The 23855-nt window shown below is 38.9% G+C and carries 24 protein-coding genes; 3 read left to right on the forward strand and 21 right to left on the reverse strand.

Annotation, left to right across the window (positions count from 1 at the left end):
- The first annotated feature begins 72 nt into the window (after positions 1 to 72).
- A complete protein-coding gene (locus tag G611_RS0107070; protein WP_028243021.1) occupies positions 73 to 528 on the forward strand; it encodes an acyl-CoA thioesterase in 456 nt (151 codons plus the stop codon).
- Positions 529 to 601: 73 nt separating this feature from the next.
- Here the strand turns inward: G611_RS0107070 and G611_RS0107075 are convergent, their stop codons facing one another.
- Together G611_RS0107075 and G611_RS15315 are read right to left on the reverse strand one after the other, a co-directional pair.
- Complete coding sequence (locus G611_RS0107075) at positions 602 to 841, reverse strand: hypothetical protein (protein ID WP_028243022.1); 240 nt, start codon at positions 839 to 841, stop codon at positions 602 to 604.
- 15 nt (positions 842 to 856) lie between these two features.
- Complete coding sequence (locus G611_RS15315) at positions 857 to 3193, reverse strand: hybrid sensor histidine kinase/response regulator (RefSeq protein ID WP_051195147.1); 2337 nt, start codon at positions 3191 to 3193, stop codon at positions 857 to 859.
- Between the two features lie 168 nt (positions 3194 to 3361).
- Here G611_RS15315 and G611_RS0107085 point away from each other — a divergent pair, with 168 nt between their 5' ends.
- Positions 3362 to 4309, forward strand: coding sequence for a tetratricopeptide repeat protein (locus G611_RS0107085; protein ID WP_028243023.1), 948 nt, complete (start codon positions 3362 to 3364; stop codon positions 4307 to 4309).
- A 25-nt stretch (positions 4310 to 4334) separates the two neighbouring features.
- Positions 4335 to 5519, forward strand: a complete 1185-nt coding sequence (locus tag G611_RS0107090; protein ID WP_028243024.1) for a hypothetical protein — start codon at positions 4335 to 4337, stop codon at positions 5517 to 5519.
- On the opposite strand, the gene G611_RS0107095 is transcribed toward G611_RS0107090, so the two are convergent.
- The 19 genes from G611_RS0107095 to G611_RS15320 all read right to left on the reverse strand — a co-directional run bounded on the left by G611_RS0107095 (position 5520) and on the right by G611_RS15320 (position 23855).
- Complete coding sequence (locus tag G611_RS0107095) at positions 5520 to 5963, reverse strand: MarR family winged helix-turn-helix transcriptional regulator (RefSeq protein ID WP_028243025.1); 444 nt, start codon at positions 5961 to 5963, stop codon at positions 5520 to 5522.
- Between the two features lie 19 nt (positions 5964 to 5982).
- Positions 5983 to 6294 carry a thioredoxin gene (trxA, locus tag G611_RS0107100; RefSeq protein WP_028243026.1) on the reverse strand — a complete coding sequence of 104 codons (312 nt, stop codon included), beginning with the start codon at positions 6292 to 6294 and terminating at the stop codon, positions 5983 to 5985.
- A 30-nt stretch (positions 6295 to 6324) separates the two neighbouring features.
- Positions 6325 to 7197, reverse strand: a complete 873-nt coding sequence (locus tag G611_RS0107105; protein ID WP_028243027.1) for an NAD(P)/FAD-dependent oxidoreductase — start codon at positions 7195 to 7197, stop codon at positions 6325 to 6327.
- A gap of 187 nt (positions 7198 to 7384) precedes the next feature.
- On the reverse strand, positions 7385 to 9529 hold the full coding sequence (locus G611_RS0107110) for a hypothetical protein (protein WP_028243028.1): 2145 nt from the start codon (positions 9527 to 9529) through the stop codon (positions 7385 to 7387).
- Between the two features lie 165 nt (positions 9530 to 9694).
- Positions 9695 to 10510: a flagellin gene (locus G611_RS0107115; RefSeq protein WP_028243029.1), complete on the reverse strand. Its 816-nt coding sequence runs from the start codon at positions 10508 to 10510 to the stop codon at positions 9695 to 9697.
- Positions 10511 to 10610: 100 nt separating this feature from the next.
- Positions 10611 to 11669, reverse strand: a complete 1059-nt coding sequence (locus G611_RS0107120) for an SGNH/GDSL hydrolase family protein (RefSeq protein WP_242824266.1) — start codon at positions 11667 to 11669, stop codon at positions 10611 to 10613.
- A 61-nt stretch (positions 11670 to 11730) separates the two neighbouring features.
- Entirely contained in the window at positions 11731 to 13173 is a 1443-nt protein-coding gene (locus G611_RS0107125; RefSeq protein WP_242824267.1) for an MBOAT family O-acyltransferase, read from the reverse strand.
- Positions 13174 to 13327: 154 nt separating this feature from the next.
- Positions 13328 to 13561 carry an acyl carrier protein gene (locus tag G611_RS0107130; protein WP_028243032.1) on the reverse strand — a complete coding sequence of 78 codons (234 nt, stop codon included), beginning with the start codon at positions 13559 to 13561 and terminating at the stop codon, positions 13328 to 13330.
- Between the two features lie 176 nt (positions 13562 to 13737).
- Complete coding sequence (locus G611_RS0107135) at positions 13738 to 15249, reverse strand: amino acid adenylation domain-containing protein (RefSeq protein WP_028243033.1); 1512 nt, start codon at positions 15247 to 15249, stop codon at positions 13738 to 13740.
- A 54-nt stretch (positions 15250 to 15303) separates the two neighbouring features.
- Complete coding sequence (locus G611_RS0107140; RefSeq protein WP_028243034.1) at positions 15304 to 16020, reverse strand: aspartate/glutamate racemase family protein; 717 nt, start codon at positions 16018 to 16020, stop codon at positions 15304 to 15306.
- 56 nt (positions 16021 to 16076) lie between these two features.
- Positions 16077 to 17324 (reverse strand): transglutaminase-like domain-containing protein, encoded by a 1248-nt coding sequence (locus G611_RS0107145; protein WP_028243035.1) that lies wholly within the window; start codon positions 17322 to 17324, stop codon positions 16077 to 16079.
- A gap of 64 nt (positions 17325 to 17388) precedes the next feature.
- Positions 17389 to 18072: a tRNA (N6-threonylcarbamoyladenosine(37)-N6)-methyltransferase TrmO gene (tsaA, locus tag G611_RS0107150; protein ID WP_028243036.1), complete on the reverse strand. Its 684-nt coding sequence runs from the start codon at positions 18070 to 18072 to the stop codon at positions 17389 to 17391.
- 63 nt (positions 18073 to 18135) lie between these two features.
- A complete protein-coding gene (locus tag G611_RS0107155) occupies positions 18136 to 18660 on the reverse strand; it encodes an adenine phosphoribosyltransferase (protein ID WP_028243037.1) in 525 nt (174 codons plus the stop codon).
- Positions 18661 to 18780: 120 nt separating this feature from the next.
- Positions 18781 to 19596: a hypothetical protein gene (locus G611_RS0107160; RefSeq protein ID WP_028243038.1), complete on the reverse strand. Its 816-nt coding sequence runs from the start codon at positions 19594 to 19596 to the stop codon at positions 18781 to 18783.
- Entirely contained in the window at positions 19571 to 19753 is a 183-nt protein-coding gene (locus tag G611_RS0107165; RefSeq protein ID WP_028243039.1) for a hypothetical protein, read from the reverse strand. Before G611_RS0107165 ends, G611_RS0107160 begins: the two co-directional genes overlap by 26 nt.
- 195 nt (positions 19754 to 19948) lie before the next feature.
- A complete protein-coding gene (locus G611_RS0107170) occupies positions 19949 to 21457 on the reverse strand; it encodes a flagellin (RefSeq protein WP_028243040.1) in 1509 nt (502 codons plus the stop codon).
- 388 nt (positions 21458 to 21845) lie between these two features.
- Complete coding sequence (locus tag G611_RS0107175; protein WP_330362035.1) at positions 21846 to 22592, reverse strand: hypothetical protein; 747 nt, start codon at positions 22590 to 22592, stop codon at positions 21846 to 21848.
- A gap of 65 nt (positions 22593 to 22657) precedes the next feature.
- On the reverse strand, positions 22658 to 23191 hold the full coding sequence (locus tag G611_RS0107180) for a helix-turn-helix domain-containing protein (protein WP_028243042.1): 534 nt from the start codon (positions 23189 to 23191) through the stop codon (positions 22658 to 22660).
- A gap of 115 nt (positions 23192 to 23306) precedes the next feature.
- Positions 23307 to 23855 carry a helix-turn-helix domain-containing protein gene (locus G611_RS15320; RefSeq protein ID WP_051195148.1) on the reverse strand — a complete coding sequence of 183 codons (549 nt, stop codon included), beginning with the start codon at positions 23853 to 23855 and terminating at the stop codon, positions 23307 to 23309.

Raw genomic sequence — 23855 nt, forward strand, 5'->3', positions numbered from 1 at the left:
TTTATCACTTTACACCTCCCACTTCAATATTAGTGGTATAATAAAGATAGAATTTCATCAGGAGGTAAGACTATGGCTAAACAAGAAATTGAAGTTGCTGGTGCACCAAAACAGGTTACCATTACCCCTTTTGAGCATCACACAAAATATCATGAAACAGATTTACAGGGTGTTATTCACACATCTAATTATCTTAATTGGATAGAAGACGCCAGAATGAATTTGATGGAGCAGATGGGTCTTTCATTTAAACAGATGTTAGACATGGAGATTAGTTCTCCAATGATTTCCCACTCCATAGAATACAGAAGTGAAGTTAAATTTGACGAAACTGTTGTGGTAGAAACAAAGCTTTTGTCCTATGATGGGCATGAAATGGAGGTTACCTATCGTATTTACGATAAAGCTACTGGAGAAGACAGGGCCGTAGCAAAAACCACCCATTGCTTCGTAGATAGAAGTGGTATACCGATTTCTATGAAGCGTGCTTATCCAGAGCTGGATACGAAGTTCTTTGAATTTAAATAAAAAACGGATGAGGTGCTTTTTATACACACCTCATCCGGCCTTTGGCCACCTTCCCCTCAAGGGGAAGGCTTTTTTATTGTTTCGCTCCGATTTCCATCAAAAGGTTGATGAGTTCAATATCCGATTCCTGGACACGAAGGTTTGTCTCGATTTTTTCACCAGTTGGGTCGGTAACTGCGATTTCGATGATTGACCCTGGTGTCATTGCCTTTGTGCGGGCTGCACCAAAGAATGGTAACAGCTTTGGATGATTTTGATTAAACTTTGCTGCTGCACCTCTTACTCTTAATAAATCTGCTGGATTAAATGCCATAATTCTATTCTCCTACTACAATATATATTTACGCAGTAGCCTACGAAGCTCCTCTTCCTTAATTGGCTTTTCAATGTAATCATCAAAGCCTAAGCGCTCATACTCTTCCTTGGCGCCAACTACTGCATTAGCCGTTTGCATGATAAGAGGTGTGTCTTTGTTAGGATTGTCCTCAAGAGAATCTAAAATCTCCTTTAGATCCACACCATCCATGCCAGGCATCAAATGGTCAATGAATATAATATCATATTTTTCATCTTTTATCTTCCCAATCGCTTCAAGTCCACTGATAGCTGTATCTACAGTAATATCTGTGTTGCTTAGTAGCATAGAAAATACTCGAAGGTTGATGGCCACATCATCTACAACAAGAATCTTTCCAATCAAATCGAAGATTTCATGTCTATCAGCTATACGTCTATCACCGTTAGGTCCCATAGAGAAAATGCCGCATGGCTCGATAGAACGGATTTCCTGTGGAACAACAACAGTAAAGGTTGTACCCTTTCCAAGCTCAGATTCTACTGAAATGGAACCATCCATCAGTTCAACAAGCTGTTTTGTAATGGTAAGTCCCAAGCCTGTTCCTTCTATTCTTTTGTGCTGGAATTCCCCAACACGTTTGAAGGAATCAAAAAGATATGGGATGTTTTCTTTGGCAACACCAATACCTGTATCGCTAACCTGTACAATAAGAAGAAGTCTTCCTTCAAAAATCTTTCCCTTAACAGATAAAGTGATTCTACCCTCTGGCGTGTACTTTACTGCATTGGTCAACAGATTTGTGATAACTTGGATAAGACGTTCCTTATCTCCTCGAAGTACTGATGGCAAAACATCGCTCATATCAACCTCGAAAGCAAGCCTGCTGGCTTTTGCTCTTGGTCTTACCAAAGCGTAGCACTCTCTTACCATATCGATAAGTTCGTAATCCTCGTTAACTATTTCTATTTTGCCTGCATTAACCTTTGCAAGATCCAATACCTCATTAACAATACTTAAAAGATAATTTCCTGCACTATTAACATCTCTGGCGTACTCAAGGATATTTTCTTCCTTGCTCTCTCTAAGTATCATCTTATTCATACCCATGATAGCATTTATAGGAGTACGCATCTCATGCGACATTCTACTTAAAAATGCGGTACTAGCTTCCTGTGCCTGAACTGCCACATAAATATCTCGTTCCATGTTTCTTACATTGTGAAATGCTCTAATATAAGACATCACAATCATAAACAAAAGTCCCAACAGAATAATATTTCTATCGATTGTTGTTGGATGACTTCTGTAGGCATTTATTTGAATAATGCCAGCACCTACCGCTCCATATATACCAATCAATTCTGGCAAAAAGCCTTTTATGTAGCCCTGAATATAATCGCAAATGCTTGTTATTAGAAATATTCCTATAGATAACAAAATTCCAATGAATGAAAAGATAAGAGTTTCACTCAAATCAGTGTTGTTAAATAGCTGTTGGATGATGCCAATGTATGCAACAAACAAAACCAAAACTTCAGATATCATGTAAAGAATTCTGTATCGGCATTCCTGCAATCTGTCAAAATACATAGACATCACAAGCGGAATCATTATTAAGCTGATATAGGTTAAATATGAAATAAGTGAAAAATTAGGTGCTATAAACTGGCGGGCAGGTGATTCTGCCAGAGCCCACAAACCTGCACACATACCTCCCCAACCTGCATAGAACAAAGGCAATGTCTTATTGTAGGACAGTTTTACCATTGTACCTATGACAAAAGCGATAAAGCCCAAAAGCAAAAGCAATAAAGATAAGAATAAAGAAAGCTTTTCCTTTTCAAATGTATCATTTATTATTCCAAGCTGTGTTCCGATGCTTACTTTATCTAACACGCCCGTATAATTATTATTTCCTACAAACTCAATTCTAAGTGTTTTTCCTTCATCCGCCTTCTTAACAGGAACAAACATTAATGCTCCTGGACTGTTATTTCCAAAAAGTCTGGTTTCTTTAGTTGTATAAGAATATACAGGATTATCGTCTATATATGCGTATACATCCTGCTTTTCAGAACTGAATGTTACAAACAACCTATCTGCAAAAACATCTGATATTTCCTTTTGAATTACTAATGTATCTTTTGATGTAAGCTGATATTCTCCTGGAAAATGGATATCTACTAAGCTACCATCTGGGGCAACCCTTTGCCAGCCTGTACTATAATCCCTTAAAGAAAAATCTGAGTATGTTCTTTCGTCTGGAAGCACATGCTCTCCTATGACCATAAGAGCTATAACAAATGCAAACAAAACCAGTCCGCATGTAATAATAATCTGAAAGACAAATCTGTTCGTTTTCTCCATATCTATTCCCCATTTCTAAACTTTAGATTTATTGTAATATTTCAGCACATCTAAAACAACATGTTACGAAAATTGTCACAGAATTTTAAACATTATAACTACTATTAAATGATATACTGAATTTGTATGAAGTATCGTTGAGCTTGACATGAAACCAGGAGGAAAGATATGGCTAGTTCAGAACAGATTGCAAGAGAATATTATGATACGGGAATGGAGCTTATTCATGCAAACAGCATAGAGCCTGCTATCGATAATCTAAACATGGCGTTATCTATTTATGAGGAATTAGATGATAGCATTTCTTACATTTGGACCATACGTGGCTTAGCTATTGCCTATGGTATTCTTGAATACGATAGTAAAATGCTACACAAGTGCCTTTCTGCCCTTAACTACATTGACAAGAAAGGGGTTCAGGGCGCCAAGCATTTCTTTTATACTGCAATCTGCGATAGATATTTGATGCTGGGTGATTACGACAGCGCCATCAACTACGGTAAAATGGCTCTTCAAGATTTAGAAGATCATGGCAGTGAATTTCCTAACGAGCCTCATTCATTTATGGTTGCCTGTATGAACTTAGCTTACGCATATTTACACATTAACCGATTCACAGATGCTGAGGTTTTCTTGCATCGTGCAATGGAAATTGCAACTAAGAATGATTTGCATCACCATGACCTTAGTCTGTCTGTTTTGAATGCAAATCTTCATTATCGTATGGGCGATAATCAATATGTTTACGACCACATCGATGGATTGGTTTCATTTATAAGAAATAATAGAATAACAATTCAGGATTACATTCAGGATTTAAAGCTTCTTATAGAAACATTCTGCGGAATGCATGAATATGAAAAGGCTGAGGCTGTTGCAATCAGCTTAGAGTCATCTGCTACAATATCGAATGATGTTCACATGAAGCTTAATGCCGCGCAGCTATACATGATGGTTTACAAGATGAGTGGTGATACTGAAAAATATCACAATGCCTGTGTTAAGTTTGCTGAAGGCACTATTGCCGTTAAGGAATCAGAAGCTACTGAACATCTATTAGAGATGGACACTGAAATCGCTTTGTCTATTGCCGATACACCAACAGATTTATTATAATCTCTTTTATGGAGAGTAATGAATCATGAAGAAAAAACTTGGAATAACATTAATCATTATTATTGCAGTGGCAATATTCATCAAGGCGGAGCTTGATTATAACCCTTCTGTCAGGGTACTTGCCTCTGTTATCAACTTCTCTGAGTCAACACTCAAAAGTGATGACTACTTAGCTTACAATATCGACCTAAAGGATTTATTCAGAAACTACACCAATGCCGATATTAGATATTCCGGAAGCGCTTATATTAAAAAGCTAAAGGGCTTCCCTTATTCTATCAGCGGCAGCATCAAGGGTGAACGTTCGCCTGAGCAAAAAAAGTTTTCTTGCAAATCTGATTTGGATGTACTGGTATTAAACGTAGGCAAGATGGATCTTTATGCTGAAGATAGCAATATATATCTTGTAGCCCCTATGCTTGGAGATGCTTCCTTTGGTTTTGATACTGGCGAAAATCTATTTCTTAAAGCTCCAAATCTTAACAATGATATTAATAGAGAATGGTTCCACAGTAACAAAAAGAACATCTACAATTTTGTTAACAGCATTGAAATCAACAAGACAGGCGAAACATATGTAGATGAAGATGGAACTGAGGCTGATGAATTTGCTATCACCATTCCACAGGGTGAAGGTGATTTCATCTGGCAGCTGCTTGGAATGGATGCACCTGACCACGACATTAAGAGCTTTATCTACTTAGATAAATTCAATCATACCAGAAAGCTTGTGTTTGACCTTTCATATAAAACAAAGGGTGCCTACATTTCTATTTACGGCAAAAACTTAAGCACATTAGAATTATACAGCCCTCTTCCTGATAACGAAGAAGTAACTGCCACTATCAAACGTGATGGTAATTCTAATTACACCAACGCATATTTTGATAACATAACATACAAAACAACAGCTGGTGATACATTTACCGTAGACTGCGGAGTTCTTTTGAACTACATTGACGACGGCATCAAAATAGAAATGACCAATATTGATGTAGCAAAAAACGAAACTATCCTGGCCGAAGGATATGTTAAGGGTAAGATAAAAACTGTTGAAAATATGGGAGATGTATTTGAAAACGCCCATGCCGACCTAGATGATGTTACCATTATCGATTGGGACACAATAAAAAATGACACCGCCTCATTTGTAGACGATGTCATTTCAAAAGCTCGTGATAATGTAGATGTTTTGGATTTATTCGATTAACTAAGCTTCTTCAGGAAAGCTTCCTAAAATTTTATAAAGTAAGCTGTAAAGTTGCTCAGTTTCATCAGGCGATAGCTGAACACATTTGCCCATTTTAGCAGGTATTTCACATGCCTGCTTTTTTAATTCCAAGCCTTCCTTTGTTAAAGTAATAATAAGATTTCTCTCATCATCCTTTGAACGGCTTCGCTTAACATATCCCTTCTGCTCAAGCTTCTTAAGCACAGGTGTAAGTGTGCCTGAATCTAAGAAAAGCTTATCTCCAAGAGCCTTAACTGTAATCTCCTCTTCCTCCCATATAACCATCATTGTGATGTACTGTGTGTATGTAAGATCGATTGGATCAAGATATGGCTTGTATCTTTTTACAATCTCCTTTGAGCATGCATAAAGTGGAAAACATAGCTGATTTGAAATTTTTAAGCAATCGTATTTATCGCCCATTATTATTCACCTCTATTGATTATAAGTTTTTAGACACGAAATCTGAAAGAGCTTCCTTTGGAACGAATCCAACATTCATGTCTACCTTTTCCCCATCCTTTAAAACAACTACTGCAGGAATATTCATGATACCATATTCTCTAGCTAAATCTGGATTATCATCTGTATCAATGCTGTAGAATTTTGCCTTGCCATCAAGTTCCTCTGAAACCTCTTCAAGAACAGGTGCAAGCATCTTACATGGTCCACACCATGTAGCATTGAAATCTAAAACTGAAATTCCTGACTTATCAAGTGCCTTAAATTCATCCTGATTAATTTTCTTTACCATAGTATATCTCCTTTCAAATTAAATCAACAATTAATTCTCTTGCTTCTTAAGCTCTGCTAAATATGAAACAGCTGAAAGAGCTGCAACATTACCTTCACCTGCCGCCTTAATATACTGATATGGAGCACCAGTAATATCTCCACAGGCAAATAAGCCTTTGATGTTAGTGTTCATTTGTCTATCAACAGCAATGTGATTGCCATCCATTGTAAGTCCTGGAACAAGCTGAGATGGTGCTATCTGCTCCCTAAGGATAAATATTCCATCTGCCTTATAGGTGTCACCATCAGTTTCAAGTGTGGCTGTACCATCAGCGTATGCAATAGATGTTGGCTTAACGCCACATGTTACTTCGATGTTACCGCCAAGCTTTCCAGCATAATCATACTGAGGTAAGTAATAAACCTTATCTGCACGCTCTGCCAGAAATTCTGCTTCTTCCTCATCTGTTGCACTGTAAGCAACTATGATAGCTGTCTTTCCTTTGTAAAGGGCTGCATCACATGTTGCACAATAGCTAACACCTCTGCCTAAGAATTCCATTTCACCAGGGAAAGGCTTCATAGCTGTCATACCTGCTGCAACAATAACTGTGCTGGCTTCGTAATCACCACCATGGCATTGAATAGCAAAATACTTACCCATGGAATAAATTGCGTTAACCTTATCTTCTGTGATTTCAACGCCCATAGATGCGGCATGGTCTAAAAAAGCCTTAGCCATTGCATCACCTGCTACGTTAGGAAGACCTAAATAGTTCTGAATAGTGTGTGCCTTAGCTACCTTATCAGATGAACCCTTCTGACCAAGCAATAAGACTGTTTTATTTCTAACCTTAGCAGTGATGGCTGCCTCTAGTCCTGCTGGACCAGTTCCGATAACTGCAATATCATATCTTTCCATCTTACTATCTCCTTGATAAAAACCTAGAAAGCCTATTAGATTTTGTCCAATCTTTTAGGATGATTAAATTGTACACAATCTAATTGCCTTTGTCAACACGTTTTTTATTAAAAAAATAGAGCTCTAGGATTATTATCCTAAAGCCCTATAAAAACTACTAATATTATGCTTAAAGTAAAAGTAAAAACTATTTAGCTCTCTTCTTAGTATATACTGTAATACCTGCTACAGCACAAATTGCAACAATGATTACGATGATATACCATGGGAAGCCTGCTTCAGCCTTCTCTTCTACTGCAAGAGGAGTTTCCTCTTCTTTGATTTCAATTGTCTCCTCTTCTGGCTCTTCCTCTTCAACAACTTCTTCCTCTTCTTCAGAAGTGTTTTCAGATGCCTTTACCTTTGAACCAACTGCCTTAGCTCTCTTTGTGCTTTGTCCTGCTGTAGCTGATGCTGCTGCTGTAGGAACCTCAGCGTCAACAATCTGCAAGCCTGAAGCTGCTGTAAGTGTTGTTGAAACATCACTTAGGTTAGAAGCTCCTGAGTTGCTAGAACCGTTTGAACCGTTGAAACCGTTATTAGAACCGCCGTTGTTTCCACCGTTAGATGGATTTGTTTGGTCTGTTGGGTTTGAAGGCTGTACCTTCTTTCTATAAAGTGAGCTTGTGTCGTATTTAGTAGCTGTGCCAGTTGTGTTCTGCACAGATTTACCAGTAACATATGTCTTTGGTCCAATATAACCATTAAGTGCAGACATGTTCTTGATAGAGTTCTTTACAATAACTGGGAAGTTAAATGTCTTAGACCATTCGTTAATTGTAACCTGAACGCCTGAGTATACATAGTATGGTGTGTATGAAATGTTTCCATCTGCATCCTTTGTCATACCATATACTGAATTCCAAACATTAGCTGCTACTGTAGAGCAGTTATGTGTGAAAATGTTAAAGTAGCTTTCCTCAGCAAACTTCTGAAGAATTGCATCAGTCTGTTCCTGTGTAGCATCTAATTCGATGATTTCGTTAGGACCCTGATCGTACTCTAACTTCTGGTTGTAGAGCTCACGATTGATAAATACACCACCATCTGTGTGATCTGAAAGTACCATATCAACAAATGCTGTGCTCTCGTTACCGAGTGTCTGTAAAATCTCGTTGAAGTGCTCTGCAACATATTCTTCAGATACGTTCTCATCCTTGAACTCGTTCCAAAGCTGTGTAAGCTCAGGGATATGTCCCTTGAACATTACGATTGCTTTGTTCATGTAATCCTTAGCTACGTCATTCTTATTGGCCATACCGTAGTTACCGATAGAAACGTAATCACCACGGTCAAGCTTTACTGTAGCTCTTGATGGCTCGTTAAAGATATATTCTGTGTATAAGTCACTAGCTGCTTTCTGTCTGTCAGCCTTATTAGCGTCTGTAATCTCGTCTGCTGTGCTTCTCCATGATACGAATGTAGCATCCTGATTATCTGCAGCAAGCTGTGCTGCTTCCTGGAGCTCATCCTTGTATTCCGGATTTGTTGTGTAATAGCCATAAAGCTTATCGATAGAGATATAAAGGTCATTTACGTAGCTTGTGTAAACAATGTATACGTGACCATGTGTTGGGTTGTTAGTAGATTCATCATGACGTGCAACCAGTCTGACAGAACCAACTACACCACCTGCAAGACCTCTTGTGAATGGTGCTGTATCATCTGCATCGTTAATGCCATCACCATCTGTGTCAAGAAGTGTTGGGTCTGAATTAAGTACTGCATATTCTTTTCCGTTCTCAACCTTAACAGAAACTTCCTGTCCGTTAAGAAGACCATCACCATCTAAATCATTAGATGACTGAACGTCTACGTAAGAATAATTGCCAAATACCTTTTTGCCATCTGCTGTAAGGATTTCACCGTCGCATAAAAGCTTTGTGTATAAATCTGAAATGCCATCTTCGTTGAAATCTTTTCCATCTTCAGGCTCAATCAATTCAAACTCGTCAAGATTGATTTCCTCTTTTTCTTCAACTGTCTCCTCTGTAGGTTCTTCTGTAACTACTGTTTCCTCTGAAGATTCTACAGGGGCTGTAACTACCTCACCTGATTCTAAAGCTGTTTCGTCGATGATAGGTTCAACAACCTCATCAGCAACTTCTGTTGGTTCAGCTGTAGCTACTTCGTTCTCAGTAGACTCTGTCTGCTCTACAGGTTCTGTAGTAGCTTCAACAGCTTCGGTTGTCTCTGAGACATCGTTATCAGCCTGTGCTGATAATGGAGATACTGACTGAAAAAGAAGTGCGCCGGCAAGTGCCATCGCAACAAATTTACAGTGTTTCTTCATAATATTTATCCTCCCTCTAAACGTAACACAGAGTGTAATTATAGCACAGAACAAATGTTATGAAAACTATTTTATACGACATAAGTTTCCTAAAGCGTATAAAATTACACAAAATACACAAAAAAACCCAGGTCTAATTCGACCTGGGTGTAACAATTCAAAAAATTATGCTTCAAACATTTTATTTACTAGGCTTTCCTCGCTATCCATCTGTTTCTTCAAAGCCATGTTCTGGGCCTGATTTACAACCCTGCTGTTTTTCATTCTTGTTACTGCATCCGCAAAGTCTGCATCCTCCTTGCGAGACTGTGCTGCAGTAAGATTTTCAGCGGTGTTGTTGTTAACACTATAGGCTGCCTCTAAACCATTAGTTTCAGCTCCTATCTTGCTTCGCATAGATGAAAGCTTTGAATATGATTTATCCAACGCTTCTGTTGAAATCTGATCAGGATTTCCAGAAACATCAAAATTCTCTAAATCGGCAACTGCAGATTTAGCATCAGATTCAGTGATGGTAGAGCTAGCTGCACCTGTGTAAATATTTATATCTCCAGTATTTCCGTCTAATAGTTTCTTTTCGTTATACTGAGCCTGATTAATTGTCTGATTAATTGTAGCAACTGATTGTTTATTGGCTTCCTGAAGAATAGCTCTGTCGCTTTCTGAATAAAGGCCATTCATTGCACGAACTGTATTCTGTTCAATGTCACCCATCGAATCAGAAATATTTGCAAGAGCTCCGTCAGCAATATTTGTTGCATCAATTCCATAGGAAATGTTCTTGCTGCCCTGATTTAAGCTGTTAACTTCTTTTTCGATCTGCTTTGAAATAGCAAGTGCAACTGCATCATCAGCTGCTGAGTTTACTTTCTTACCTGTTGAAAGCTCCTTAGCGCTTTTCTTCTGCTGCTCCTCTGTAGCTTTCATGTGATTAACACTGTTTTGATATTGTGATGTATTTGGGTTAGATTGAATTTTCATATAACTCACCTCAATCTTTCGTTACATATATTTCATAAATTACCATTCTTAGCAAAAGTATAACACCATAATATCAAATTGTCTTGTGAAAAAACTGTTACTAATCCTCATCCTCGCCGTGTACGTTACCATATCTCTCAAGATTAGTATTCTGTCTATCTATTTCAGCCTCATAGCGAGTTTCCACTGTTTTCCAGTATTTTTCAAGAGCTGTATCGCCCCTTCTATCTGGCACCTTCATATCCTTTGAAAGAATATCTCCAAAGTATTTTGAAAGCTTTTCGGCACCAGCAAGATTAAGATGCAGGCCGCCGTCGTAGGTATCCTTTGTCCAATCTAATCCTATTTCATCCTGGACCTCAAGGAAATTAATATAAGTAAGATTATTCTCCTTGGCGTAATCTACAATCTGCTTGTCCCACTCTTCATACCAGTATGGATAAAGTGTTGGCGCCTTTACAAGCACCAGCTTCACATCATTATCCTTGCAAAGCTTTGTGAGCTTATCCAGATAATAGTAGGCATTGTCCCCAAACTGATAATCAGCAAGAGGTCTACCCTCTGGAACATCTGTGGCTTCCTTTACATCTACACGCATGTAATAGCCGTTGAAGGAAACCTTGTCTCTGTGAAGCAGGTATTTAAAATCGTCTGAGTTCAAATCGCTCCATCTGCTGTGGTAACGCAATATCGGAAACAGATACTCAATGAAATGCTCATCCTCCGTCATGGATGCGTTAATGGAACCCACCTTACTTTTAGACCATTTCATACCATCGATTGTCATTCGATTGTAGGCCTCGTTCTGTGGCTCGTTATATTTCATAGAAAGCACATTGAACACTATCATATCAGGATGCTCTCTTTTGATGGTCTCCTCTGCCAGATAGTATGACTGCCAGATAAGCTGTTGAGCGCTGCCACGTATATACGAATTGATGCCATAATTTTCCCACAGGTAAACAGGTGATATGTTTTCATATAGCTCGCAGTCGCCAATGAAAACCACATCGTGGTCTGTTGGGTCGTCGTAGTATTCACCTATCATTGCACCTTCTAGGATGCCTGTCATGTATTTAGGCTCTAGGAGTTTGGTGGTGAAGAATAGGCCTGTTAGGGTTATGGTGAGAATTAATATAATTGATATAAGTTTTTTCATTAAACACCTCATCAGTCAGCTTCGCTGACAGCTTCCCCTCAAGGGGAAGCCTTCATTTTTTTTAAAATTGGTTGTAAATGAACTGGCTGGCCGAATATCCGATGCCGTAGGCGCCGAAGATTAGGGTGGCCATAAATAATCCGTACCAGATGATGAAACGTACTGGGGCGGCGCAGGTTGCGATTTTGCCACGTACGCTTCCACTTCGACCTATTAAGCTTACTGTGATAAGAATAAGCATTCCTACAAATACAACAGCATAGTCAAAGCCTGTAATGCCCATTCCTGTGAAGGCTGCTGGTGTAAGCTGAGCTAAGCTTGAATCTGTAAAGATGCTTCCAAACATTTTGAAGGTAAGTGGCACATCTCTGTAGCAGTCAAACATACGAAGTGATGACATGATAAGGACTGTTCTGATTACCTGGAACAATCTCCAGCCGAAGGTGCCATCTACGTGAACCTTGCTGTGGAACCATCTGTAGAATGGCTCTAGCTCCTGGGAAATCATGATGACAACAAAGTTGCCAAGTCCCCATACAATAAAGTTCCAGCTGGCTCCATGCCAGATACCTGTAGTAAACCATACAATAAAGCTGGATAGATAAACTGGTACACGCTTGCCAAGATTATTTCCAAGGCGTGCTCTACTCTTTTTAGAAAGCTTCATCATAAACTGGCTGGCAGATATTGGATAGAAAATATAATCTGTAAACCAGGTTCCCATGGTGATGTGCCATCTGTTCCAGTATTCCTTGATATTCTTTGAGAAGTATGGGCGAATAAAGTTTTCTGTAACCTTAATTCCCATTGTCTCTGCCACACCGATAGTAATATCAATACCACCAGTGAAATCTGCATAAAGCTCTAAGGCATAGAACATTGCGCCAGCAAAGGCGTAGAAGCCATTATAGGTATCTGGATCTGCAATAATTGCCTGAACAGCCACAAGGATTCTATCTGCAATAACAAGCTTTTTGAAAAATCCCCAAAGGATTCGCTCCAAGCCAAAGCTTACTGTCTTTAAGTCGAATCTGTGCTCCTCGTAAAGAGTCTTGCTCAAATCAGCATAGCGACTGATAGGTCCCTGCACCAGCTGTGGGAAGAATGAAACAAAAAGTGCAAACTTGAACAGATTATCCTGAGCCTTGAACTTGCCATTGAATACATCGATAAGGTAGCCCATTGACTGGAAGGTATAGAAGGAAATGCCCATTGGAATAATCAAATCCACAAAGGAGATTCCATCTGGCCTTCCAAAGCTTGCCATAATGCCGTTGATATTTGCGATAGTAAAATTAGTGTATTTTGTAACCGCAAGAATACCTAAGTTCAAAAGAAGGCAGGCTAAGAATATCTTCTTTTCTGCAGAGTGCTCCTTAGCCTTTAGAGCTTTTCTTTCTTCCCTTTCATATTCCTTTTTATGCTCTTTAAACCATGCATCAAAGCTTTCCTTTTTATCGGAAATCTTTTTGGCGGCAAAAAAAGTAGTCACTGTAGTGACCATAATAAAAATCAAATATCTTGGGTCACACATAAAATAAAATGCGTAACTTGCAAGAAGCAGGAAGGACCATTGGGCCCTTCCTGGCAACAAATAATACATTATAAATACTACTAATAAAAATAATAAAAATTCGTAGCTTGTAAATAACATCTAATTAGTCCTCATCATCTAATTTAGCTTTAATCAAAGCATAGATTGTCTCTGCTGATGCAAAATTCTCAGGTGTGAGCTCTGCTGCACCAATTGTAACATCAAACTCCTCATTAATCTCCGAAATCAGTGACACAATATCAAATGAATCAAGTATTCCTCCTGTCACTAAATCCTTTGCAGTAGTGAAATCCACCTCTGGGTGTAAGTCTCCTAAAATTGTAAGTAATTCTTCCATGTTATTCCTCCTATTTTGTTCGCGGCATCCAAGTGTTCCGTGCTCCCGGAGGCCACCTCCCATTGCAGTCAAGGGAACCTCCCCTTCGGGGTCCCTCCTTAACTACATGGGGCCCTCCTCCTCGCGCTCGCCTAGGTTGAGTAGCCGCTTATTTAAAGCCTTTAGTTATAGGCTGATTATCGGTTTTTGTACATATTGGCCAGAGTAACTCTATCAATCTTACCATTAGCTGTAAACGGCATCTCTTCAAGGCGATTTACCTTGTTTGGTAGCATGTAGCGTGGCAGCTTTGTTTTAAGCGCTTTGATAAGGTCGCCTTCTGTGATATCGCCTACATAGTAAAGGACGATTTTGCCCTGTTCCTTGGCGTAGATGCAGCCGGAAAGCTTTATTTCTGGGACCAGGTTTACGTTGGCTTCGATTTCGCCTAACTCGATGCGGTGTCCCATGTGCTTTATCTGGAAATCCTTACGAGAGTGGAATATAAGCTCGCCGTATTCGTTGATGTGGCCCATATCTCCTGTGCGGTAAATGATTTCTGGATAAGCTGTGTTCAAAGGATTTTGAACATAGGCTTCGCTAGTCTTTTCTGGGTTGTTGTAGTAGCCAAGTGTAACAGATGTACCACGGATACAGATTTCACCCTGCTCTCCATCTTCTGCTAATGTGTTGTCATCCTTGAGTAAAAGAATTTCGGTGTTCTTGAATGGGAAGCCAACTGGGATTACTTCGTCATCTGCGAACTCTCGCTCAACTGGATAATAGCAGCACATACCAGTTCCCTCTGTAGGGCCGTAAAGATTGAAGAACTTTGCCTCAGGGCAAGCCTCTCTCCATAATCTAAACTGCTTGATTGGGAATACCTCGCTACCAAATGCGATAGTGCGAAGTGTGGTAGGCTTTACAGTATCAAATGTAGCAAAGGCACTAATCATTGTAAGTGCTGAAACTACCCAACAAACTGTATTAATATTGTGCTCATTAATATATTCCACCAGCTTTACTGGGAACATAAAATATGAGTGTGGAATCAAATATGTAGTTGCTCCAAACTTAAGAGTTGGATAAAGCTCCTTAAGGCAGGCGTCAAAATAAAGTGGTGTCTGATTTCCAAAGATAGTGTCCTCATTGAAGCCAAGTGTTTCTGATAGCTGCTCGATATAATCGATAACAGAACGATGGCAGGCGCACACACCCTTTGGCACGCCTGTAGAGCCTGACGTAAATACGATATAAATTGGATCTGTATCGATGGCCTTCTTTCTTACAAGAGCAAGTGCATCATAATCTGGCTTCGTATTTACGATATCTGAAAACAGAACAATGTCTGCTTTATAATCAAAGCCTTTTGCGATTTCCACTGTGCTATCATCGCAGATGATTACACGTGGCTTGCAGTTATCTAAAATAAGATTAATTCTTGTAGCAGGCATTTCGCTGTCGATTGGAACATAATAGCAGCCTGCGTTAATTACACCAAAAAAGGTTGCGATGGTGTTTGGACTCTTTTTCATGAACACGATAACTGGCTCACGCTTGCAGCCTTTGTTAATAAGACCTGTTCCTACGGAATCCATGATATTCTTTACGTCTGAAAAAGTAAGCTGTACCTCGTCATCGGCGTAGGCGATTTTGGTTGGTACTCGGTTTAAAGATTCGTTTAAATAGTCTAGTACGTTGTTTTGCATTTTTTTACCCTCATCCGCCCCTTCGGGGCACCTTCTCCCATGGGGAGAAGGCTTTTATTTTGTTATTAATTCTTCGTATTCTTTTCTTAGTTTTGCGCATTTTTTGACGCAGTCGGCGGCTAGTACGTCTATGATGTCTAGCACCTTATCTCCTACATTGTGGTCACGCTTTACTATAGATAGCTCTGTGCAGCCTAAGATTATTACATCGGCGCCTGCTTCTAAAAGCTCGGTTTTGATAAGTTCGAACTCTTTCATAGCAACCTTGCGGCCAGCTTTGACATCATCATAGATGATAGACATAACCAGCTTTTGGCATTCTGTAGATGGATAGATGCATTTGATGTCGTAGTCCTTGAAGACCGAATCAAATAGATGCATCTGGGCCGTGCCATCTGTAGCCATGATACCTACATTTTTAATTCCTCTTTCGTGTAGATACAAGGCAGCTTCCTTCACTCCATTCGATACAGGAACAAATACGCTGTCTGCTATTTGGTCATGGAAATAGTGGGCTGTTATGCATGGCATAGCTATATAATCAATATTCTGCCTCTCCAATTCGTGGGCTATGTCCAGTATCTTAGGAAGAGGACTCTCTTTGCTTTCTCCTAAGATGTAGCCTGTTCTGTCCGGAATGGTTGGGCAGTTGTATATAATCATTTCAATGTTATCCTGGTCTGTGGCAGCGTCCGTCATTTCGATAATGCGGCGCATGAAATAGGCTGTTGCCATTGGGCCCAGGCCACCGATTATTCCTAATTTTTTCATGTTTACCCTCATCAGTCAGCTTCGCTGACAGCTTCTCCCAGAGGGAGAAGCCTCATTCAATTAAAATAAGTATATATTTCTCTGTCGTAATTGTGGGAACGATAGTGGGCGTTGGAATATTCCATCAGCTCCTCGTCCGTTAAATAAAATCCTTTGAATTCCTTGTCTGTACGAGGTGTGGTGTCGAAATGTCTCCAGCCCTCGCCGCAATCTATTACATTCCAGAAATGATGGCGGGTGGCAGTTGGAATGATTTCGATATCCTCATTCTTAATCCCAGCCCTAGTCAGAAGAGCCTTGCTTACAGCAAAATAGTTGTAGCAATCACCATGACGATTTTTCAACCCATCGTAGGCTCCCTTAAGCCAATCACCTCTATCTTCGCTTTCGCTGTAACCAATGTTGCCTTTTACCCATACATAAATCGCGTGGGCCTTGTCATAATCAGACATATCTGGCTTTATGATTTGTGATAATACCTCATCCGCCAACTCGTTTACCTCATCCTCTGTATGCTCGGCAGCAATTACAGTAATGACGCCTTCCTTCAAATCCATATTTCCCATGGCATCTGAAGCGATATATTCAATAGGATATTCTCCTGGAACATCAAGATTAACTCTGCTGCTATCCACCTTAAGCTCGATGTCAGAATTCTGATTATCTGTCACAGTGATTCCCTGTTTAAAGCTAACAGACTGTCCAACGTAAACAGTCTTATCCAGCTGCCCTTCAATGACAGGTGGAACAATATCATATTCTTCTACCAAATGCAGCACCGTGTCTGCTTCAGTACGATTTCCTGATGGGTCCTCTGCAGCGATAGTAACTGGAATATCTCCATAATTATCAAAGCTGATACCGTTGCTAAAAAAGATATTAACGTTCCCAGATAAATCACTGGCTTCCGTAACAAAATCATTAGCTGTTGGAATTTCATTTTTAGTACAAGTGAGTTCTTTTACAGATAAGCTGGGTGCTACTGTATCCTCCACATCAAGAGTACATTTATATGTGTAAGGCTTACATTTGATTTCTACTTCGTAGGAGCCTGCCCTATTAATGTTGTAAACGCTTCCCTTAGTAAATTCTACATTTAGTCCTTCTCGTTTTAAAAAATCTTCTGGAGATATTTCGGTTCCAAGTTCTACAACGCAGTTTTTGTAAACTCGGCTTGAATAATCATAATAAAAGTAGGCCCCCAAACCTGAGCATACTACAACACCTGCAGCAACAACGGGAATGAAAAGCCTACTGCGCCTTCTTTTTCTTTTATGTTTTCTACGTCTAATATCATTTTCCATAATAAACATCATCTCCAGAGTGGATTTCACTCGAAGATAATTTTATCAATCATGGAACCTATAGTCAAATCTTGGAATTACTAATTATGTCAGTAACTACAAGGCCATTTTCAGATGCCACAAAGACTATATCAAATCCATGATATGCCATTTTAAAATCTCTGGATTTGCCCCTGTCATACCCTGCTCTAGGGTCCTGTGATAGCACCTGAATTGCAGACTGGCGAAGGTCCTTTGGAAGCTTGTTTAAAAACTCCTCCGGGAAATCCACCTGCACCTGATTGCCCTTTGATAAAGAATCTGTAAATCCACCTTTTGCATCAGGGTGAGCATCGGCGTAAGGAATATATGGTTTGATGTCGTAGATAGGAGTCCCATCTAACATATCCACACCACTTACCACTAACACCATTCCCTCTGATTCAGTGTCCTTTACCTCGATAAGCTTCACCGAAGACATACCGATGTTGTTAGGCCTGTATGGTGCTCTGGTGGCAAAAACTCCCATGTGCTTTTCACCACCTAAGCGTGGCGGGCGAACTGTGCCCCCTTCTAATGGCTTGTTCTTAGAAAAGCCCCACAACAGCCACAGATAATCGTAATCTGTAATGCCTTCTATGTATGTGGGATTTCTGAATTCTTTAGTAAAAACAATGTAGCCTATTTCATCTGCAAGACCGCTCTGTCTTGGGATGCCAAATTTCTGACTGAAGCCTGTTTTAATGTGTGCAATTTCTTTTAATTCCATAGTATCTGCAATCCTTAATAAAAAAAGGCAGTACCGCGAAAGTACTGCCAATAAATGTAAATATTATTTTCCTTCGTATGTAACAACTGATGATACATCATACTTAGCAAGCTTCTCACGTCCGTTAAGTCCTGCAAGCTCCATAAGGAAGATAATCTTAACAACCTCTCCGCCAAGCTCCTCAACAAGCTGAGCTGCTGCTTCGATAGTACCGCCTGTAGCGATAAGGTCATCTACGATAACAACCTTCTGGCCTGGCTTAACTGCATCCTTATGCATTTCGATAGTAGCTGTGCCGTACTCAAGGTCGTAAGTCTTCTCAATAGTTTCGCATGGGAGCTTACCCTTCTTACGGATAAGTACGAATGGTTTATTAAGTGCATAAGCAAGTGGTGCACCAAATATAAATCCACGGCTCTCAGCGCCTGCGATAACATCGCAATCAACATTTTCAAGTAACTTCTTCATCTCATCAATAGCGAGGTGGAAGCCCTCAGCATCCTGAAGGATACTAGTAACATCACGGAACATGATGCCTGGCTCTGGAAAATCCGGAATAGTTCTGATGTAATCTTCTACTTTTTTCATATGACTCCTTCTATCTGATGTGCCGCATAATTTCCATTGGAACGGCTAACAAAAACATTGGATAAAAAGATATTATCCTTATAAATTATACGGTTTTTGTATATATATTTCAAGTGCACATTACAAACTCAATCTATCTTCTATTTCTGCCTTTAAGAATATTTTAGTAGACTCTAAGTTCTTCACAGGATGAAGCTTATTTCGTTTTACTAAATCATTAACGTTTTGCCTACTACAGTCAAGACTTGCGCATACACCTGTTGTAGATATAGTTCTTTGTTCAATGAATAATTTAAAGTCCTCGTATTTAATATCCTGTAATTTTCCTGCTTCATATAGTTCTTCACAGGATATCTGTCTATCCTCATCCCAAGCAACACCATATCCTGATATGAGTGGCTTCATAGAATAATAGTAGTTCTCATTTATTGGCAAATATTGAATCCAATCATATATATCAGCGAAATCTCTTAAATCGCAAATCTTTGTTTCTCCATTATGAAAGAAAACTAACAATCTCATACCTGATAATAGTACAAAATCTTCAATTCTTTTTTGTAAGCGGTCCATTATATCAATCGGCATGTATTTAGCAGGAATAGGCTTAAGATAAAAATCATCTTGAGCACATCTGCCATCACTTAATACAAGAAGTTGATGTTCATCATAATAATCTAAGCCCGCCTCTTTTAAAATCAGACCGATGTTTTGGCGATCTTCAGGCACCAGTCTTTCTTTCAACCAAAGCTTTGTTATAAAGGGACCTACTGTTCGTTGACCTTTTTTTATGACTGTATCCAATAGCAATGGAGCATCCTTATATTCCAAATCATCCGGTAATTCTGTAATATACTGATTCAATTTTTCATCATAGATAATCACGCCATATAGTCTATCATCACCCTTTAAATCACTTCTTATTTCGAAGTATTTCATAAAAAGTCCACCTTTCAGATATCATTTCAGCAATCTTATCCACAAAGCCTGATATTAGGATGCCATCTAAATCTTCAAATAAAGATTCTACAATATCATTCTTATTTTTCGGTAATGATATCATTTTTTCCTTAGGAATCAATGCAAGATTTTCCATAGATATCTTAAATCCTGTAATTCTTTAACTACTTTCATTTGTTTTACCTTAAAAGGAGTATAACTCTAAAACTTGACCCTCGTCAAGTTTTAGAGTTTAAGCATAAAAAAGGGGTCCCGGAGGACCCCAATTTGTGGATAGTACTAAGCCTCATTTCGGGAAGCTTGTGTGTACCGATGCGTTTGGCCACGCTAATTACTGAAGTAATGAAAGAACACCCTGTGTTGCCTGATTTGCCTGAGCGAGCATTGACTGGCCTGCCTGAGCAAGAATATTGTTCTTGCTGTATGTAACCATCTCGTCAGCCATATCTGTATCACGGATACGTGATTCAGCGGCATCTGTGTTCTCAACTACGTTATCAAGATTTGCTATACTGTGCTCTAATCTGTTCTGGATGGCACCAAGGCTTGATCTCTGTGCTGATACCTTTGTTAAAGCATCAGCAATAGAATCGATTGCGTATGTTGCGGCTTTACCTGTGGCATCACTTACGTTTAGTCCCTGAATACCTAGAGCTGTTGCTGACATTGATTCGATATTTACGCTAATCTTATTTGTCATATCAGCGTCTGAACCTACATGCAAATTGAATGAAAGATCATTCTGAACTACTGCTGTTCCCTTCTGGATGATGAACTGAACCTTATCATTTGCGGTTGTAATCTCAGATGGTAGTTTATTGCTGTTTTGAGCAATTGTACTTTCTAATGCACCTTCTTTAATGATATCAGTTGTTCCAATCTTAACTGTTAATCCAGCAATAACAGCATCAGCACCAATTGATGATGCTGCTCTTAGCTCATTTGCCATCAGCTCGTATGCTTTCGCCTGAGTAATGACTGTTGTATTCTTAGAATCTACACCATTTTCCGTAACACCTGTTGTACCTGTAGTTGGACCATACTGTCCCATATCATTGAAGAGAGTCACTGACTTACCATTGTATTCAATAGTAGAACCGTTGCTGGCAAATTTGATAAACTCATCCTTGTTAAGCTCAGATGTGTTAACGTTTGTATTGTCAGCAATTGTAAATGACTTACCATCAATCTTAACTACAGAGCCATTAGTCAGGCTTGTTGCACCCAAAATAGCTAAACCATTGTTAATCATTGTTGCTGTTGATGCTCCAGCGACACCAATTGTGTACTTTGTACCACCAATTGTTACTGTGTCACCCATTGCAAGAGCTTTGATTGTAAATGTTGCCTTTGTGGTGTTCTGTGTAAGTGTGCCATCAAGGCCCGCATCATGCGCCTTAATTACTTGTGTCTTGGTGCCAAAGTCCCCCTTGAGAAGATAGGTCTCATTGAACTTAGTCGTCTCAGCGACACGGTCGATTTCTGTTGTTAACTGTCTAATTTCATCCTGAATAGATGAACGGTCATCTTCAGAGTTTGTACCGTTTGCTGCCTGGACTGCCAATTCATTCATTCTCTGTAACATAGAATGTACCTCTGTAAGGGCACCTTCGGCGGTTTGTACTGCTGAGATACCATCTGATGCATTTGTTGAAGCTTGATCCAGACCACGAATCTGCTTTCTCATTTTCTCTGAAATTGAGAGACCAGCTGCATCATCAGCGGCTCTGTTGATTCTAAAACCACTTGAAAGTTTCTCAGTAGACTTAGACTGAGCATTTGTTGTTATTCCTAACATTCTTGAAGCATTAGCTGCCTGCATATTGTGTTGTACTACCATAATTTCTACCTCCTTGTAGATACTCCCACGATTCCATTCATGAGAGATGCGATATTTTTTCGCATAACATTAGTTAATAATCTTAAAAGTTTCATGATTGAAAACGCTACATACTTTAGGCTGCATTTCCGTATCTATATTACAAGGGAGTGACCAACCTCCGCGTGTAATCAAGGAAAGAAATTAAAGTAGTTTAGCTTTATTAAATTGTAAAGCTACGAGTGTAGTTTAATCACTTTTCCGCGCGATTATGAAAAACGACTAAACTTAGGTGGACAACAAATACAATTTGTATACTGTTTCCATCTACTACAATTATCGGAAAAGATTTTCGAAACTTTAGAATAGATTTTAAAAAAATAGGACCTCCCGCCTGGAAGTCCTATTTCTATTTAAACAAATATTGGAACTTTCTTATTCGCTGATACATAATTGTTCTGACTCTCTCAACAATATCTTTAGAATAGAATGATTGATTGTCCAGAAGTCTATCAACATCTTTCTTATCAAAACTAAACTTTATATTACAACCGTATGCCCCCTCAATAGCATCCAGCTGTTCGTCAAAATCCGTACATATAGTTTTAGATTTAACTTCATCCATCATTTCCATTACATCACCATCTAATGGATAATCCAGCGTTATGTCAGATAATAACGCTGCTCCATTATCAAAAATGGGACACAGCTTGTAATTCCCAGAACCATCCATAAGAACAGCAATATTATGCATGTGTCTGTCCTCATTCAAGAAAAATGCATCAATAGTAAGCATTTTGCTTAAATAAACACCAAAGTCTTCTATACCAGTAAGCTTAATTACCTCATTAACAAAAAAACTAATTCTTTCCTCTACCGTCTTATGCTTCCAGACTGCCTGAAGAAGACTATTTCCTTTTTTTGATTTATATAATCTTTCAAGAGTTATAATCTGCCACCCATCCGGCAAGAAGTTAATGCTTCTTGCACCATTAAAAACTTTTCGTTTATATCTTATCTGTTCAAGATTATACGAAACAAATTCATCATTTCCTAGGGTTGACTTGAAGAGTAACTCGGAAACAATATATTCTGATAAAGCTTCATAACCAGCATAATCTGCCTTATACCAATAATTTCCATCTTGCCATTTCAATTGATTGCCTTTTGACGACTGTCTATCAAATATTTTTAACTGATTTTCATATAGTTCAATCATTTCTAATCCTCAATATATATCCAAAAATCATCCTCCGCCATACGTCCTTGTGTTTTCTGTACTATCATAAATGGATCATAAAACGGAATATCCAATTCATCTAAAATCAACTTCATCTTATCTCTTGTTCTTGGAAAACAACGACTTTCAAGAAACTCAAGATAATCCAAATAAGTAGGCTCATCATTGATGCCAAAAGCCCTATACATAAGATCATCTACATAGTTTTTTACAAATATCTTTTGTTTAGAATCGTCAACGTCTATAAGAGTGCATCGCATATTTTTATACATATACCACATCCTAACCGGCATACTTTTATATGGAACAGTGAGATATCTATCCACAAGTGTAGGCCTGTTCTCCAGTATACGTACAAGAGGTACTATTGGACCTGTTATTTTAGCATTTTTATCACGTTCCCAGCGTTCAATAGTAGACTTTGAAATGTTTACAAGACTGGCAAACTCCACCTGTGTCAGTGATAATTTAGTTCTTAAGCGCTTTAATTCTTCTGATGTAATATAATTGTCCATAATCCAAACCTTCATTTTGAATGTTATTTGTTATTATATTACCATCAAAATGAGTGTTTTGCAATATAATAGGACTTCCCGCCTGGAAGCCCTAGCTGGAAGCCCTATTTCACGTCTAACTATTCTCATCTAATACTGCTTGCATAATATCCATTAACTGAACAACTTTACTGAGTGGTACAGGTGTGTTAACATCTCCATTTGAAATAAATAACTGATTGCCACTAACAGATAGCTCTGTAGCAGCGTCTGATGGTGATATTGTTATCTTAACACCTTCATATTCTTCTAATGTTTTATGACGAAATCTGAATCCAGATTCCATCAGGCTTTTGATTTGGGCATCTCCTAAATTATCCAACATACTTATGTCTAATAACTTAGCATCTGCTGCGGCATTAGCATATGCAACCAAAGCCTTAGAACGTCCTACCTTGCCTTCAGCTAAATCTCCATAAAACTGCCATGGCTCAATATTAAAGTATTGCCCAAGCTTTTCTAAAGAGCTATAGCTTGGGGTTGTGTTCCCATTGACCCAATCGCAAAAGGTAGTATATTTATATCCTAAATCAGTTGCTACCCGTTTACGGGTCTTCTTTTTAACTTCTAGCAAATATTTTATATTCTTTGAAACTCTACTTTTTTCGTCTACTGCTGATATCAT

It is taken from the genome of Pseudobutyrivibrio ruminis AD2017, assembly GCF_000424305.1.
Classification (GTDB): Bacteria; Bacillota; Clostridia; order Lachnospirales; family Lachnospiraceae; genus Pseudobutyrivibrio; species Pseudobutyrivibrio ruminis_B.

Excerpts from the sequence above, each read along its gene's own strand:
- G611_RS0107070 (WP_028243021.1), top strand. The coding sequence starts at position 73 with ATGGCTAAACAAGAAATTGAAGTTGCTGGTGCACCAAAACAGGTTACC.
- G611_RS0107075 (WP_028243022.1), bottom strand. The coding sequence starts at position 841 with ATGGCATTTAATCCAGCAGATTTATTAAGAGTAAGAGGTGCAGCAGCA.
- G611_RS15315 (WP_051195147.1), bottom strand. The coding sequence starts at position 3,193 with ATGGAGAAAACGAACAGATTTGTCTTTCAGATTATTATTACATGCGGA.
- G611_RS0107085 (WP_028243023.1), top strand. The coding sequence starts at position 3,362 with ATGGCTAGTTCAGAACAGATTGCAAGAGAATATTATGATACGGGAATG.
- G611_RS0107090 (WP_028243024.1), top strand. The coding sequence starts at position 4,335 with ATGAAGAAAAAACTTGGAATAACATTAATCATTATTATTGCAGTGGCA.
- G611_RS0107095 (WP_028243025.1), bottom strand. The coding sequence starts at position 5,963 with ATGGGCGATAAATACGATTGCTTAAAAATTTCAAATCAGCTATGTTTT.
- trxA (WP_028243026.1), bottom strand. The coding sequence starts at position 6,294 with ATGGTAAAGAAAATTAATCAGGATGAATTTAAGGCACTTGATAAGTCA.
- G611_RS0107105 (WP_028243027.1), bottom strand. The coding sequence starts at position 7,197 with ATGGAAAGATATGATATTGCAGTTATCGGAACTGGTCCAGCAGGACTA.
- G611_RS0107110 (WP_028243028.1), bottom strand. The coding sequence starts at position 9,529 with ATGAAGAAACACTGTAAATTTGTTGCGATGGCACTTGCCGGCGCACTT.
- G611_RS0107115 (WP_028243029.1), bottom strand. The coding sequence starts at position 10,510 with ATGAAAATTCAATCTAACCCAAATACATCACAATATCAAAACAGTGTT.
- G611_RS0107120 (WP_242824266.1), bottom strand. The coding sequence starts at position 11,669 with ATGAAAAAACTTATATCAATTATATTAATTCTCACCATAACCCTAACA.
- G611_RS0107125 (WP_242824267.1), bottom strand. The coding sequence starts at position 13,173 with ATGGTCACTACAGTGACTACTTTTTTTGCCGCCAAAAAGATTTCCGAT.
- G611_RS0107130 (WP_028243032.1), bottom strand. The coding sequence starts at position 13,561 with ATGGAAGAATTACTTACAATTTTAGGAGACTTACACCCAGAGGTGGAT.
- G611_RS0107135 (WP_028243033.1), bottom strand. The coding sequence starts at position 15,249 with ATGCAAAACAACGTACTAGACTATTTAAACGAATCTTTAAACCGAGTA.
- G611_RS0107140 (WP_028243034.1), bottom strand. The coding sequence starts at position 16,020 with ATGAAAAAATTAGGAATAATCGGTGGCCTGGGCCCAATGGCAACAGCC.
- G611_RS0107145 (WP_028243035.1), bottom strand. The coding sequence starts at position 17,324 with ATGGAAAATGATATTAGACGTAGAAAACATAAAAGAAAAAGAAGGCGC.
- tsaA (WP_028243036.1), bottom strand. The coding sequence starts at position 18,072 with ATGGAATTAAAAGAAATTGCACACATTAAAACAGGCTTCAGTCAGAAA.
- G611_RS0107155 (WP_028243037.1), bottom strand. The coding sequence starts at position 18,660 with ATGAAAAAAGTAGAAGATTACATCAGAACTATTCCGGATTTTCCAGAG.
- G611_RS0107160 (WP_028243038.1), bottom strand. The coding sequence starts at position 19,596 with ATGAAATACTTCGAAATAAGAAGTGATTTAAAGGGTGATGATAGACTA.
- G611_RS0107165 (WP_028243039.1), bottom strand. The coding sequence starts at position 19,753 with ATGGAAAATCTTGCATTGATTCCTAAGGAAAAAATGATATCATTACCG.
- G611_RS0107170 (WP_028243040.1), bottom strand. The coding sequence starts at position 21,457 with ATGGTAGTACAACACAATATGCAGGCAGCTAATGCTTCAAGAATGTTA.
- G611_RS0107180 (WP_028243042.1), bottom strand. The coding sequence starts at position 23,191 with ATGGACAATTATATTACATCAGAAGAATTAAAGCGCTTAAGAACTAAA.
- G611_RS15320 (WP_051195148.1), bottom strand. The coding sequence starts at position 23,855 with ATGATATCAGCAGTAGACGAAAAAAGTAGAGTTTCAAAGAATATAAAA.